General features: G+C 63.9%; 14 protein-coding genes. 7 read left to right on the top strand and 7 right to left on the bottom strand.

Features of this window, described 5'->3' with window-relative positions; genetic code table 11:
• Positions 1 to 112: 112 nt before the first annotated feature.
• The 6 genes from ACTS1Z_RS00625 to ACTS1Z_RS00600 form a co-directional block, all read right to left on the bottom strand.
• Positions 113 to 1600 carry a lipopolysaccharide biosynthesis protein gene (locus ACTS1Z_RS00625; RefSeq protein WP_442622493.1) on the bottom strand — a complete coding sequence of 496 codons (1488 nt, stop codon included), beginning with the start codon at positions 1598 to 1600 and terminating at the stop codon, positions 113 to 115.
• 109 nt (positions 1601 to 1709) lie between these two features.
• Positions 1710 to 4472 (bottom strand): DNA polymerase I, encoded by a 2763-nt coding sequence (polA, locus tag ACTS1Z_RS00620; protein WP_442622492.1) that lies wholly within the window; start codon positions 4470 to 4472, stop codon positions 1710 to 1712.
• A gap of 54 nt (positions 4473 to 4526) precedes the next feature.
• The gene (locus ACTS1Z_RS00615) at positions 4527 to 5795 is read right to left on the bottom strand and encodes an MFS transporter (protein ID WP_442622495.1); all 1269 of its coding nucleotides are present in this window, start codon (positions 5793 to 5795) and stop codon (positions 4527 to 4529) included.
• A gap of 71 nt (positions 5796 to 5866) precedes the next feature.
• Entirely contained in the window at positions 5867 to 7456 is a 1590-nt protein-coding gene (gene nadB / locus ACTS1Z_RS00610; RefSeq protein WP_442622491.1) for an L-aspartate oxidase, read from the bottom strand.
• Positions 7453 to 7836: an endonuclease domain-containing protein gene (locus ACTS1Z_RS00605; RefSeq protein ID WP_442622490.1), complete on the bottom strand. Its 384-nt coding sequence runs from the start codon at positions 7834 to 7836 to the stop codon at positions 7453 to 7455. Before ACTS1Z_RS00605 ends, nadB begins: the two co-directional genes overlap by 4 nt.
• A gap of 55 nt (positions 7837 to 7891) precedes the next feature.
• Positions 7892 to 8812, bottom strand: a complete 921-nt coding sequence (locus ACTS1Z_RS00600) for an ABC transporter ATP-binding protein (RefSeq protein ID WP_442622489.1) — start codon at positions 8810 to 8812, stop codon at positions 7892 to 7894.
• Positions 8813 to 9008: 196 nt separating this feature from the next.
• Here ACTS1Z_RS00600 and ACTS1Z_RS00595 point away from each other — a divergent pair, with 196 nt between their 5' ends.
• Positions 9009 to 9473: a DUF4402 domain-containing protein gene (locus ACTS1Z_RS00595; RefSeq protein WP_442622488.1), complete on the top strand. Its 465-nt coding sequence runs from the start codon at positions 9009 to 9011 to the stop codon at positions 9471 to 9473.
• Between the two features lie 104 nt (positions 9474 to 9577).
• Here the strand turns inward: ACTS1Z_RS00595 and ACTS1Z_RS00590 are convergent, their stop codons facing one another.
• Positions 9578 to 10084, bottom strand: coding sequence for a DUF4402 domain-containing protein (locus ACTS1Z_RS00590; RefSeq protein WP_442622487.1), 507 nt, complete (start codon positions 10082 to 10084; stop codon positions 9578 to 9580).
• Between the two features lie 366 nt (positions 10085 to 10450).
• Between ACTS1Z_RS00590 and ACTS1Z_RS00585 the strand changes: the two genes are divergently transcribed.
• From ACTS1Z_RS00585 to ACTS1Z_RS00560, 6 genes are read left to right on the top strand one after another with little or no spacing between them, the layout of a single operon-like run.
• On the top strand, positions 10451 to 10696 hold the full coding sequence (locus ACTS1Z_RS00585; RefSeq protein WP_442622486.1) for a zinc-finger domain-containing protein: 246 nt from the start codon (positions 10451 to 10453) through the stop codon (positions 10694 to 10696).
• A gap of 16 nt (positions 10697 to 10712) precedes the next feature.
• Entirely contained in the window at positions 10713 to 12143 is a 1431-nt protein-coding gene (gene tldD / locus ACTS1Z_RS00580; protein WP_442622485.1) for a metalloprotease TldD, read from the top strand.
• Positions 12140 to 12763, top strand: coding sequence for a signal peptidase I (lepB, locus tag ACTS1Z_RS00575; RefSeq protein ID WP_442622484.1), 624 nt, complete (start codon positions 12140 to 12142; stop codon positions 12761 to 12763). The genes tldD and lepB overlap by 4 nt, the downstream gene beginning before the upstream one ends.
• Positions 12764 to 12823: 60 nt before the next feature.
• Positions 12824 to 13405 carry a pyridoxamine 5'-phosphate oxidase family protein gene (locus tag ACTS1Z_RS00570; protein WP_442622483.1) on the top strand — a complete coding sequence of 194 codons (582 nt, stop codon included), beginning with the start codon at positions 12824 to 12826 and terminating at the stop codon, positions 13403 to 13405.
• Positions 13392 to 13604 (top strand): putative signal transducing protein, encoded by a 213-nt coding sequence (locus tag ACTS1Z_RS00565; RefSeq protein WP_442622482.1) that lies wholly within the window; start codon positions 13392 to 13394, stop codon positions 13602 to 13604. The genes ACTS1Z_RS00570 and ACTS1Z_RS00565 overlap by 14 nt, the downstream gene beginning before the upstream one ends.
• Positions 13601 to 14413: a patatin-like phospholipase family protein gene (locus tag ACTS1Z_RS00560; RefSeq protein ID WP_442622481.1), complete on the top strand. Its 813-nt coding sequence runs from the start codon at positions 13601 to 13603 to the stop codon at positions 14411 to 14413. Before ACTS1Z_RS00565 ends, ACTS1Z_RS00560 begins: the two co-directional genes overlap by 4 nt.
• Positions 14414 to 14437: the final 24 nt, after the last annotated feature.

The following is a 14437-nucleotide window of genomic DNA, read 5'->3' as shown; positions in this document are numbered from 1 at the left end:
ACCCTGTGGGAGGTCGGGAGGGGGAGCGGGCCGGCGCCGCGCTCGACCGACAGGTCGAGTCTGACAAATAAGGCCTGGTGCCACGATTTTCCGTCAGGAAAATTCTGACAGACTAAGCCGCTTCCTTCTTGCCCATCTTGAAGAGGATACGGTCTTCAGGGCCGAAGCCGCGATACCAGATCACCCAGCCATAGACTCCGAGCACGGCGGGAACGCCGATCACGAGCTCCATCCATTCGGGCGTGAAGGTCGCGACATAGCCAATGACCGTCGCCGTCGCCGCGGCCCAGACCAGCGCCCAGCGCCAAGGGCTGACCGGTGCTTCGAGCAGGCGGGAAAGGAGGCGCGCCTTCATCACCGACGCCATGCCGAGCGCCAGCATCAGTGCGATCGCCGGGCCGGTGGCTTGATACAGGAGCGGCAGATCGTAGCTGCGCATGATGAGGATGATGCCTACCGTGAGGGCCGCCTGTACGGTCAGCATGAAGCAGGAAATCATCAGGTTACGGTGGCGCGCGACGTAGACGAGCGCCGCCTCCGACACGGCGGCCGTTGCCGCGACGACCTCGGCGGCCAGCAGGAAGGCGAGAACCCCGGTGCCGCCGACGAACGCCGCGCCGACCAGCCCCATCCAGGCTTCGCCGGGTATGCCGAGCGCCAGCGCCACGCCGGCTTGCGCCGCGATGATCCAGAAACCGGCCTGCCGTACCTGTTTAGCGACAGCCGCGCGATTGCCCTCGCGCAGATTCTGCGTGATGACCGGCCCCAGGATCGGGTCGAAGCTCGTCTTCAGCTTTTGCGGCAGCGAGGCGAGTTGCTGCGCAACATAATAGATGCCGACGATCGCCGGCGAGAAGAACAGGCCGAGTATCGCGATATCGAGGCGGCGCGACACCCATTCGATGGCGTCGGCGCCGGCCATCGGCAGGTTCGCCCAAGCCAGCCGCATCAGGCGTCCAGGATTCGGCCGCCAGCCCGTGGGAAGACCATAGCTGCGGAAGAGTGGCCAGAGCGAGGCGACGAGTGCCGCGATCATCGAGAGCACATAGGCCAGGATCAGCCCGTCGCGCAGCGAATAGAAGGCGAGGAAGAAAGCCGCGATGCTGATCGTCCAGGGTTCGACGATGGCCCGCGCGCGCACGGTGGCGCCGATATCGTGGCGATAGGCGAGCGCGGCGAGCGCGATATCCGAAGCGGCCAACGCGAAGATCGTCAACGGCAGCAGCCGTTCCATGCCCTGGATTTCGCTGTTCGGGAACATGGCCTGGGGGAAAGCGACGAGCAGCAGCACCGCGATCGTCGACGCGACGAAACCGGCGAGCATGGCGTCCCAGACGACATGGACGTGCGGCCGGTCCGTCTTGGAAAGCTGTTCGGCGAGCCCGCGCTTCAGCCCGAGCGTCGAGAGCTGGGCCGCGAATTCGACGACGATGACGGCATAAGCGAAGATGCCCAGCGCTTCTGCGCCATACCACCGGCCGGCAATGAAGAGGAACGGGATCCGCGCGGCCAAGCGCAGCAGAAAACCGAAGAAGTTCGTGCGCCCGCCCTTCGCAAGCGCCGAAATATCCGGTGGCGGTGTTTTCGCTTCGGCGCTCAAGACAAATATGTGTTCCTGCGCAGGCAGGAACCCAGGGCTTCAAGCGCATTTCCCGATTGCCCTAGGCTCCTGCCTGCGCAGGAGCACATCCTCTCCAAATGCCTTTTCTTCAATGTGCCGCGCCCCAGCTATCGCCGGTGCCGATATCGACGGCGAGCGGGACATCGATCTTGACCAGCGGTTCGGCAGCCGACGCCATGACGTCACTGATCACCGCCGACGCGGTTTCGACTTTGTTTTCAGGGAGTTCGAAGACCAGCTCGTCATGCACCTGGAGCAGCATTTTGACGTCATCCAGCTCTTCGCGCGCCAGCGCTGGGCCCATCCGCGCCATAGCGCGCTTGATGATATCGGCGCTCGTGCCCTGGATCGGCGCGTTGATCGCGGCGCGTTCGCTGCCCTGCCGCTCATGCTGTGTCTTGCTTTTCAGGCGCGGGAAATGCGTTTTGCGGCCGAACAGCGTCTCCGTGTAGCCGGTTTCGCGCGCCGCGGTCAGCGTCTGGGTGATATATTGATTGATGCCGGGGAAGCGCTCGAAATACTTGTCGATCATGTCCTGCGCTTCGTCCGGCGTGATTTCGAGCCGGCCGGCCAGGCCCCAGCGCGAGATGCCGTAAAGAATCGCGAAATTGATCGTCTTCGCCTTGCCGCGCGTGTCGCGGTCGACTTCGCCGAACAGTTCCTGCGCCGTGCGGTTGTGAATATCTTCGCCCGCCTCGAACGCCTGTTTGAGCGTATCGACATCGGCCATATGCGCCGCAAGCCGCAGCTCGATCTGGCTGTAATCGGCTGCGAGCAGCACATTGCCGGGCTCCGCGACGAAGGCGAAGCGGATCTTGCGGCCCATCTCGGTGCGGATCGGGATATTCTGCAGGTTCGGTTCGGTCGAAGACAGCCGCCCCGTCTGCGCCCCGGTCAGGCTATAGCTGGTGTGGACACGCCCGGTCTTCGGATTGATCTCGGCCTGTAGCGCGTCGGTATAGGTGCTTTTGAGCTTCGATAGCTGACGCCAATCGAGAACTTTCTGTGCGATAGGCTCCCCGTCGCGCGCAAGCCGCTCCATCTCGTTCACATCGGTCGACCAGACGCCGGACTTGCCCTTCCGCCCGCCCTTGAGGCCCATCTTGTCGAACAGGATCTCGCCGAGCTGCTTGGGACTGCCGATGGCGAAGGGTTCGCCGGCGATGTCATGGACCGCTTTTTCGGTCTCTTCCATCTGTGCGGCGAAATCGGCGGAGAGCCGCGCCAGTTCCTCGCGATCCACCTTGATGCCATTGCATTCCATCTCGGCAATCACGGGGACGAGCGGCCGGTCGACCAACTCATAGACGCGCGTCGCGCGGTCGGACACCAGGCGCGGCTTCAGTCGCTTCCACAGCCGTAGCGTCACATCGGCGTCTTCGGCGGCATATTCGGTGGCCTTGTCGAGCGGCACCTCGGCGAAGGAAATCTGCTTCTTGCCGGTCCCGACCAGATCCTTGAACTTGATGCACTCATGGCCGAGGAACAGCTCGGCGATCTCGTCCATGCCATGGCCGTGCATGCCGGCTTCGAGATCGAAGCTCATCACGATCGTGTCGTCGAGCGGTGCGAGCGCGATGTCGTGCTGGGCGAGCACGCCCATATCATATTTGAGGTTATGGCCGATCTTGAGGACGGCCGGGTCCTCGAACAGCGGTCTCAGTTTGGCGATGGCCGTGTCGAAATCGATCTGCTCGGGCTTTTCGTCGAGCAGCCCCTCCCCGCCATGGCCGAGCGGGACGTAGCAGGCCTTGCCCGGCTCGGTTGCCAGGCACACGCCGACGAGGCGGGCCGTCACGGACTCCAGCGAGTCCGTCTCCGTATCGACCGCGACATGGCCGATCCGCCGCGCTTCCGCGATCCACTTGTCCAGCGCCGCTTCGTCGGTCACCGTCTCATAGGTGCTGCGATCGATGGGCGGCTCGTCGTCCGCCTCTTCGGCCTCGGTTTCGCTGTGCTGCGCCATCTCGGCATTGGCCGCCTCGCCGCCGATCCGGGTCAGCAGCGACTTGAAGCCGTGATGACTGAGAAATTCGCGCAAGGGATCTTCGGGAATGCCGTCGAGCAGGAAATCGTCGAGCGGCTCGGGCAGCGCGACATCGTCCTTGAGCGTCACCAGCACCCGCGACATGCGGGCATTGTCCGCCTGTTCGATCAGGTTTTCGCGCATCTTGGACTTTTTCATGTCCGGCGCGGCCTCGAGCACGGCGTCCACCGTCCCATATTCGTTGATCAGCTTGGACGCGGTTTTGGGCCCGATCCCGGTGACGCCTGGAATATTGTCCGACGTGTCGCCCATCAGCGCGAGCACTTCGCCGAGCTTGTCCGGCTCCACCCCGAATTTCTCGAGCACATGGTCGCGGCCGATACGGCGGTCGTTCATCGTGTCGTAGAGATCGAGGCCCGGCTCGATCAGCTGCATCAGGTCCTTGTCCGAGCTGACGATGGTGACCTTCCAGCCGTCGGCCAGCGCCACTTTCGCGTAGGAGGCGATCAGGTCGTCCGCTTCGAAGCCCAGCTCCTCGATGCACGGCAGCGAAAAGGCGCGCGTCGCGTCGCGGATCATCGGGAATTGCGGGACAAGATCCTCGGGCGGCTCTGGCCGGTTCGCCTTATACTGGTCGTAGATTTCGTTGCGGAAGGTTTCCGAACTTGCATCGAGGATCACGGCCAGATGGGTCGGCCCGTCCTCGGCGTTGAGCTGGTCGACGAGCTTCCACAGCATAGTCGTATAGCCATAGACCGCGCCGACCGGCTCGCCCTGCGTGTTCGTCAGCGGCGGCAGCCGGTGATAGGCGCGGAAAATATAGCTCGATCCGTCGACGAGATAGAGATGCTTCCCCTCGGGCATCGGGCGGGTCTAGCCGATGGAATGGCCGGGGCAAAGGGACTCTGAAATGCGGGTTCAGAAGGCTGTCTGGGCGCTGCGGTCCCGCCGCCAGGCCCAGGCCGAAAAGGCGATCAGATAGACGCCGCACCAGCCATAGGCCGGGATGATGCCGATCGCCCATGCCACGCCGCCGATCGCCAGGCACATCCCGATGCTGGCGACACAGTGGAAGAACATCATCGTCGATGTCGTCGTCGCGCGGCTCGCGCCCCCCATCACCTTCTGGAACTTCGCCTCGCCCAGCACCCAGACCGGCGCGCCGCAGATATAGGCCATCATCAGCGGGATCAGCAGCCAGGCCGATTCGGCGATACCGGCGATCAGCAGCAGGCAGCCGCCAGCGAGCGGAAAGAGCCAGCCGCCGGCGCGGAAACCGGCAAATCGGTGCGCGGACACATTGGCCGCGGCATAGGCGGCGATGGCCAGCGCGCCGATCAGTCCGAAGCTCCAGATCGGCATGCCGACCGCGAGATAGTAGAGCGGATCGAACTCCGCGAGCACGCCGAACAGCATGATGCCGAGCGTCAGATATGCGGTGATGAACCGCAAATCGGCGCTGCGCCGGAATTCACCCAATGCCTCGGAAACATGGCTGAAATAGCCGGGCCGGTCTTCGCCGGTTTCGGGCCGCAACCGGATGTCGGGCAGCCAGAAGGCGACGATCGCCGCCAAGACCAGCGGCGGCACGGCGAGCCACAGCGCGAGCGGCATCGAAAAATGGCCGACCATGCCGCCGAGCACCAGCGCGATACCCGCACTGATCTCGACGATCGCCCGGTCGCGGCCGAGCACGCGGTCATATTCGTCCGCCTGTCCCGCGGCCTCCATATGCTCGTAGAGCAGCGCCTGTTTGCAGCCCGATACGAGCGAATCGGCAAAGCTCCAGACGACGAAGCCCACGGCGAAGAGCACGAAACTCCCGCCCGCCAGCGCCCAGATGACGAAGGCCAGCGCCTTTACCAGCGGTGCGGCCATCATCTGCCAGCGCCGGTCGAAATGATCGGCGAGGGCGCCGGAAGGAATCTCGAAAATGGCCGCGACGATCGACCAGATCACGAAGAGCAGGGCAATGCCCCAGACGTCCAGCCCGCTCAGCTGGAAATAGACCGTGTAGATCGCATAGCCGAGCATGAAATCGAACAGGAACACATAGGCGTAATAGGCGCGCAGAAATCGGGGGAGGGGCATCGGAAGCTCCAGCGGAGAACGGATCAGGACGATGAAATGCGTCGCTCGGGCATGGCGGCGCTCTGGCACGCGCGCGGCCATGGGGCGTGGCTGCAGGAAGAAGGCGGCACGGGGCCGCCCGCCACGGTCAGATCATGTCATATGCGCTGGTCATGACCAGCCCGATACTATGGTTTGAGGACGGTATCCACCGCATTCTTGGCGAGGTCCGGATAGTCGGTCGTATAGTGAAGGCCCCGGCTTTCCTTGCGGGCGAGCGCCGAGTGCACGATGAGCGCGGCGACCTCGATTAGGTTGCGCAGTTCGATGAGGTCCGGCGTGACGCGGAAATTGCCGTAATAATCGTCGACTTCCTGGCGCAGCAGCTCGACGCGATGCTGGGCGCGCTCCAAACGCTTTGTGGTGCGCACGATGCCGACATAGTCCCACATGAAGCGGCGGATTTCGCGCCAGTTGTGCTGCACAACGACCTCCTCGTCGGAATCCGTCACCCGGCTTTCGTCCCAGGGCTGGATCGCGGGCGGGTCGGGCAGGTCGTCCCAGTTCGTGGCAATATGGTTGGCCGCCGCCTCGCCGAAGACGAAACATTCGAGCAGCGAATTGGAGGCGAGGCGGTTGGCGCCATGCAGCCCGCTCTCGCTGACCTCGCCGGCCGCATAGAGGCCCGGCAGGTCGGTGCGCCCGTCGAGATCGATCCGCACGCCGCCGCAGGTATAGTGTTGCGCCGGGACGACCGGAATCGGCTCCCTGGTCATATCGATGCCGAGTCCGATCAGCTTGTCGTAGATATTGGGGAAATGCTCGCGGACGAATGCCGGTTCGCGATGGCTGATATCGAGATGGACATAATCGAGGCCCAGCCGCTTGATCTCATGGTCGATCGCGCGGGCGACGATATCGCGCGGGGCGAGTTCCTCCCGGCTATCGAATTCCGGCATGAAGCGATGGCCGGGATTGGGCGAGTCATGGGGCAGTTTGAGATGCCCGCCCTCGCCGCGCACCGCCTCGGTGATCAGGAAATTCTTGACCTCGAGATTGTAGAGGCAGGTCGGGTGGAACTGCATGAATTCCATGTTGGAAATGCTGCACCCCGCGCGCCACGCCATGGCGATGCCGTCGCCAGTCGCCCCGCGCGGCGCGGTGCTGAACAGATAGGTGCGGCCCGCGCCGCCGGTCGCGAGGATCGTGGCGCGCGCCGCGAAGGTTTCGACATGGCCGCTCGCCTTGTTGAACGCATAGGCGCCCCAGATATGGTCGGTCTCGGTCGGCGCTTCGGCATGGCGGTCGGTAATCAGATCGATGGCGACCATATCGGGCAGCATGGTGATGTTCGGATTGGCTTCGGCCGCCTTTTCGAGCGCTTCCTGCACTGCCCATCCGGTTGCGTCATCGACATGGACGATGCGGCGATGGCTGTGTCCGCCCTCGCGCGTCAGGTGCAGGTCGCCGTCATCCTCGACGTTGAACGGCACGCCGAGCTCGACGAGCCTCTGGATCGCGCGCGGCGCATTCTCGACGACAAATTCGACCGTCTCCTCGCGGTTGAGCCCCGCGCCCGCGTCCATCGTATCTGCAATATGGCTTTCGAACGTATCGCCGGGTTCCAGCACCGCGGCGATGCCGCCCTGCGCCCAGGCCGTCGACCCGCCGGAGATATCGCCCTTGGCGAGCACGAGCACCTTGAACCGCTCGGCTAATGTGATCGCCGCCGTCAGCCCGGCCGCGCCCGAACCGATGATCAGGATGTCGTGATTCATTGCTCCCCTCCCGCTTGCGGGAGGGGATGGGGGTGGGCTTGGAATGCCATCTCAATACTCTGCACTACGCCTTGGATATTGCCCAAGACGTCTTCATTGGTGAAGCGCAGAACGGTCAGGCCTTGCGATTCAAGATAATGTGTTCGTTGCTCGTCATAGTCTCCGCGGGAATCATGCGAAGTGCCATCGATTTCGACGATCAGCTTTTCCGCGCGGCACAGAAAATCGCAAAAGTATGGGCCGACCGGCATCTGACGGCTGAATCTGCGCCCAGCCAGTTGGCGCCGGCTCAGATACTGCCAGAGTTTTCGCTCCGCAGGTGAAGCAGCATTGCGCAGTTCGCGGGCACGTTTCGTGTTGCGAGGTTGGAAGTCGCCCACCCCTAACCCCTCCCGCAAGCGGGAGGGGAACTGCATAGCGTCAAGTCCCCCCTCTTCACGCCGCCGTCCGGGTGAGATTGAGGAATACGTCTTCAAGGTCCGCCTCTTTTGTCGACACGTCGATGATGTTGTGCCCGGCCTCGCCGAGCGCGGTCAGCACCTCGCCGGCGTTCACCTTGTCTTTGCGATAGGTGATCGAGAGCGTGCGCGCGTCGAGCTGTTCGACCTTTTCGAAGGCGGCCTTGTCGGGCGGTGTCGCGATGTCGTTCTCGACCGTCACGACGACGGCCTTTTCCTGCGCCATGTCGACGAGCTCGCGGGTCGGCTTGTCGGCGATCAGCTTGCCGTGATTGATGATCGCGATGCGGTCGCACAGTTCCTCGGCTTCTTCGAGATAATGGGTGGTCAGCACGACCGTCACGCCGCCGGCATGCAGTTCGCGCACATAATCCCAGAGCTGGCGCCTGAGATCGATATCGACGCCGGCGGTCGGCTCGTCGAGCACGAGCACGGGCGGGGAATGGACCATCGCTTTCGCGACCATCAGCCGCCGTTTCATGCCGCCTGACAGGGTGCGCGCATAGGCGTCGGCCTTGTCTTCGAGCCGGACCGCTTTCAGCAGTTCGGCCGTGCGCTTCTTCTTCCCCGAAACGCCGTAGAGCCCGGCCTGGATATCGAGCGTTTCGGCCGGCGTGAAAAAGGGATCGAAGGTGATCTCCTGATTAACGATGCCGATGCTCGCCTTGGCGTTGCGCGGGTCCTTGTCGATATCGAACCCCCAGATCGAGGCCGAGCCGGCGGTCTTGTTCACGAGACCCGCGAGAATGTTGATCAGCGTCGATTTGCCCGCGCCGTTCGGCCCCAAAAGGCCGAAGATCGTGCCGCGCGGCACGGTGAGATCGACGCTGTCGAGCGCCTTGGTCGTGCCCTCGTAGATTTTCGTAACGTTTTCGACCCGGATCGCTGCATCGCTCATGCCCGCAGCGCATAGCGTGCCCTGCGGACCGCGCAAAGCACCGCGCGCCTGTTTGTTCTTTCAGCGCCGTTAACCAGCCTTGTTCGGCACATGTTTGCCAATTCCGGTCAAATGGGACGCCGGGGGAACAACACGCATGACGAAGACGCCTGTTTTTGCGCGCCGGGGGGCGCTCTGGGCCGTTGCGATACCGGCGATGTTCGCCGCCAGCCCGGCCCACGCGGCCGAGCAGGACGGCGGTGCCGAAGTGGAGATCCTGGAGCAGATTGCGTTGACGCAGGTCTCCGGCCTCGATTTCGGCACGATCATCCCGAGCGCCGCCGGAGGAAACATCAATATTCGCCGCAATACCGGCCTGTGCATTGCCAATGGCGGCGTGACCTTGGTGGGCACCGATTGCCAGCGCGGCGAATTCCTGATCACCGGCCCGTCGCGCCAGCGCGTGCGCATCACGCTCGCATCGGCGCCGATCACGCTGAGCCAGCAAAGCGGGACGGCGATCATGGTGATGGACCGGGTGCGTATCAACGGGAACCGCAACAAGCGGCTCAACGCGGCCGGCCAGCGGACATTCTATGTCAGCGGGCGCCTGCAGGTCGGGGCCAATCAGGCGCCGGGCGTGTATGACGGCACCTTCGACGTCACAGTCGACTACCGCTAACCACCCGCACATTTACACCAAAGGGGCCGGGATGCAGGGTAATGCCGCATCTCGGCTCGCTTGCATTTTCGGCTAGCCGATGTTCGGCACCCCGCGCAGACGTGCTAGAAGTAGGTGACGGTGATCTGGAAATCGCCCTCATAGGTGCCGGGTGCCTGGTTAGCGCCGACCTGCAACGTGCCCCCCACGCGCAAATCGAGCAGGCCGGCGCTATTCAGATAACGGAATACCGAGCCGTTCAACGTCAGCTGGCTGACATTCATGCTGCCGCCGCCGCCCACGCGATCGAGCACGGGCAGCGGGCCGCGCGTGACGAAGATGAACTGGCGCGGTCCGCCATAGGTCCAGAACTGGGCGGCCGAGCCCCCCGCCCCGGCCGCCGTAACGCCGCCCGTGGTCGAGCGTGCGTCATTGTTGGGATTGATGATGACGGTGCCTGCGGTCGGACCCGCGAGCAACGTGCCGAATTCGAGATCGGTCGTGTTGACGAGCGAAAGCGGCGTTACGATCACCGCTTCGGAGCTCGCACTGTCGTCGGCCGCGATCGCGGCGCCATGCTGGCCCAAGGCCAGGGCAGCGGCGGACGCCGCCCACATCATCTTGCGTTTCATAAATCCCCCCGGATTCGAACGCTGCTTGTGGCCGATCATCGTCAAGATCGGGTCAAGCGACATGGTTAACGCTCTCTCAATGAGCCGATCGCGGTAAAGCTTTGCTTAAGCCTATTTTTCAGGACGGGCTTAAGAGATTGGGGCCTAATCGGGATGCATGACATGGCAATCTATCCTTGGCGCCTGGCGCAAGATGGTCGCGGAAATCGGCGACTCCGTCGCGCTCGTTGCGCAGACTTTCCAGTCCGGATCCTTCTGATCCGGCTGCGGCGCGGCGTGCCGCCAGCCCGCCACTTCTTCACCCCTGTCTAGCGTTCGCGAAGGCGATTGCGCGCGTATCGGCGCGTTGCTATGCGCAGCGCCGCTATGACAGACCAGCCTGAAACCGTGCGCGTCTCCGAATCGCGTGTCGCCTGCGACGGGGCGGACGACATCCCCGGCGGCGCGGCGCTCGGCCATCCGCGCGTCTGGCTCGAGATCGACGAGGCGGGCTTCGTCGATTGCGGCTATTGCGACCGCCGTTTCGTGCTGATCGGCGGCCCGGCCGATATTGGCTCGGCCAGTGCCGATGCGGACGCTGATTCCGGCAAGGGTGTATCCGGCGGCCAATAGCCTTATATCGGACGGCATGACGATAGCCTCCGATCCCCGTTCGCTGCTCTACCGCGCCGATGCGCTCGATCCCGATCGCGCCCAGTCGCTCGCGGCCGAGATCCTGAAGACCGCCGACGATGGCGAGCTTTACCTCCAATATAGCGCGAGCGAGGCCTTCGCCTTCGACGACGGCCGCCTGAAAACCGCCGATTACAGCACCGAGGCGGGATTCGGCCTGCGCGGCGTCTCGGGCGAGACGACGGCCTTCGCGCATGCCAACGAGATCAGCGAGGCGGCGATCCGCCGCGCGGGCGAGACGATGCGGTTGCTCGATCCGACGACGCAGACGCGCCAGCCGCCGCCGCGGCCGACCAACCGGCATCTCTATACCGATGCCGATCCGCTGACCCTCGTGCCCTTCGCCGAAAAGGTCGCGCTATGCGAACAGATCGACGCCGCGGCGCGCGCCCGCGATCCGCGCGTCGTGCAGGTGACGGCCGGACTTTCGGGCTCATGGAGCGTTGTCGAGATCGTCCGGCCCGACGGCTATGTCGCGACCGATATCCGCCCGCTGGTCCGGCTCAACGTCTCGATCGTCGTCGAGGAGAAAGGACGGCGCGAGAGCGGTTTCTTCGGCATGGGCGGGCGCTATCTGTACGAACGCCTGTTCGATCCGATCGCCTGGAACCGGGCGATCGACGAAGCGCTGGCCCAGGCGATCGTCAATCTGGGATCGGAACCGGCGCCGGCGGGCGAGATGACCGTCGTGCTCGGCCCGGGCTGGCCCGGCGTGCTGCTGCACGAGGCGATCGGCCATGGCCTCGAAGGCGATTTCAACCGCAAGGGCACATCGGCCTTTTCCGGGCGGATCGGCGAGCGCGTTGCGGCGCCGGGCGTTACTGTGGTCGACGACGGCTCGATCGCGGACCGGCGCGGCTCGCTCTCCATCGACGATGAGGGCACACCGACCCAGGAAACGGTGCTGATCGAAGACGGCATTCTCGCCGGCTATATGCAGGACCGGATGAACGCGCGGCTGATGGGCGTGCCGGCGACCGGCAATGGCCGCCGCGAAAGCTTTGCCCATGCGCCGATGCCGCGCATGACCAACACCTTCATGCGGTCGGGCGAAGACGACCCGCAGGAAATCATGAGCCGGGTGAAGGACGGCATCTTCGCCAAGAGCTTCGGTGGCGGGCAGGTCGATATCACGAGCGGCAAGTTCGTGTTCAGCTGCACCGAGGCCTATCGGGTGAAGAACGGCAAGATCGGCGCGCCGATCAAGGGCGCGACGCTGATCGGCGATGGCCCGACGGTGCTCACCAAGGTCGCGGCGATCGGCAACGATCTGGCGCTCGACGAAGGCATCGGCATCTGCGGCAAGGCCGGGCAGTCGGTGCCCGCCGGCGTCGGGCAGCCGACGCTGCTGGTGGACGGGCTGACCGTCGGCGGGACGGCGGCGTGAACCCAAGCTGGCGAAGCGTCGGGCTTTTAGCCGTCACTTTTTTGCTGCTCCTTCCAGCGCTTTCCACACTCGCAGCGTGCAACAACGGTGTGACGAGAAGCTACTACGTCACGTCTGAATCGATGATGCCGACACTTCTTCCGGGTGAGCGTTTTTTGGCCGTCCGGGCCGTCCAGCCACCCTATCGGCGCGGAGATCTCGTACTCGTTCGGACACCTACCGGCGAATATATCGACCGCGTCATTGGCGTTCCGGGAGACGTTGTTGAGGTGCGCGAAGGGATCGTCATTCTTAATGGCGAGGCCCTCGATCAGTCGCCCATGGGTGATCAGTTCGACACCGAGTACGGCCCGGCACACATTTATGAAGAGCGATTTCCCGGTGCGCGATCTAGCCATTTGATCGCCGATGCTGGCCCGTCTCCGAGCGATTTCTTTTCGGAGGCGACCGTGCCGGAAGCACATTATTTCGTCATGGGCGACAATCGTGACATGGCGGCAGACAGTCGGCATTCGCCAGAGATTGGTGGATTGGGTATGGTGCCAGAGAACGACATAGTCGGACAGCCCACACAGATTTATTGGAGCGAAGACACGTCCCGCATTGGAACCGCTCTATAGATCAGGCTTGTGACAGCTTGGGAGCAGATGCCGCTCCCCTGTATTGAGATGGAGAATCCTATGGCCGATTTTTTCGACGCACTGACGGACAAGCAAATCGCATTCGTCGATAAGCAGCCGATGTTCTTCGTCGCGACGGCGGCGAGCGACGGGCGGATCAATCTCTCGCCCAAGGGCTATGACAGTTTCCGCGTATTGGGGCCGAACCGCGTCGCCTATCTCGATCTCGGCGGATCGGGCAACGAGACGCATGCGCATCTCGCCGCCGACGGGCGGATCACGCTGATGTTCTGCGCCTTCGAAAATCCGGCGCTGATCTTCCGCATCTATGGCCATGGCAAGGCCGTGCTGCCGCAGGATGACGGTTGGGACGAACTGGCGGACCAGTTCGAGCTGCTGCCCGGTACGCGGCAGATTTTCGATATCGCGGTCGATAGCGTTCAAGAGAGCTGCGGCTGGGGCGTGCCGATGATGGAGCACAAACATGACCGCGTGACGCTGCAAAAAGCGCATAAGCAGCTCGATGAAGAGGCCTGGCTCGACAAGGCGGCGGGGCGCACGGAAAGCATCGATGGCCTGCCGACCCGGCCGACCACCAAATATTTCGGCGATCGCGAGATGAAGCTCGATGGCGCTGGTTGAGCTCGCCAAATTTTCGAGCGGCGCCGAGGCGGCCATCGTCCATGGCCGGTTGCAGGCCGATGGCATCGAATCGGTCTGTTTCGACACCGGCATGAACATCGCCGAGAGCGTCGGCATCATGATCCCCGTGCGGCTGATGGTCGATGAGGACGATCTGGAGGCGGCGCGCGCCGTGATCCGCGAAGCGGAGGCGCGATGAGCATTGCGCTGGTCCTCGGCGGCGGGGCGGGCCTGGGCTGGGCCCATATCGGCGTTTTGCGCGAACTCGAAGCGGCCGGCATCGAAATCGACGCGCTGACCGGCACGTCCATCGGCGGCGTCGTATCCATCGCCTTTGCCTCGGGCCGGCTGCAGACGCTGGAGGACCTCGCCCATTCCGCGTCCTCGATGCGCTCGGTGCTGCGCTATCTCGGGCCGAACTGGCGGCCGGGAAGCGTGTTGAGCGGCAAGGCCATCGCCAAGCTGATCGAGGAGCATCTCGGCGATCTGACTTTCGAGATGCTGTCCATCCCGACCGCGGTCGTCGCGGCCGACCTGCTCTCGGGAGAAGCGGTCGTGCTCGATTCCGGCCCGGTCGGCGATGCCATCCATGCGACCATCGCGCTGCCCGGTATCTTTCAGCCGGTCGTGCGCGACGGCATGATCCTGTCGGACGGCGGCGCGGTCATGCCGGTACCCGTCACCCCGGCGCGCGCGATGGCGAAGGGCCGCCCCGTCGTCGCGATCAACCTGCAGGGCAATTATACCGCGCGGCGGCAGGCGGTCGGTCTCAGCGATGTGGAAAATGCGAAGCTCACGACGCTGTCAGTGGTGCGCAGCGCGACCGGCCTGATGCTGTCCAAGCTCGCGCGCCTGTCGATCGACAGCGATCCGCCGGATCTCGAGCTCGCGCTGCCGGTCGGCCATATCGACACGTCCAATTTCACGCGCGCCGAGGACCTGATCGAGATCGGCCGGCGTTCGACAGCCGAGGCGCTGCCCCAGATCGAGCGGCTGATACAGTCTTAACAAAATTTTTTCGCATAGCCGCGC

Source organism: Parasphingopyxis sp. (assembly GCF_052168295.1).
In the GTDB taxonomy this organism is placed as follows: domain Bacteria; phylum Pseudomonadota; class Alphaproteobacteria; order Sphingomonadales; family Sphingomonadaceae; genus Parasphingopyxis.
The sequence above is the reverse complement of the archived record's forward strand: the minus strand, read 5'-3'. Positions and strand labels throughout refer to the sequence as shown.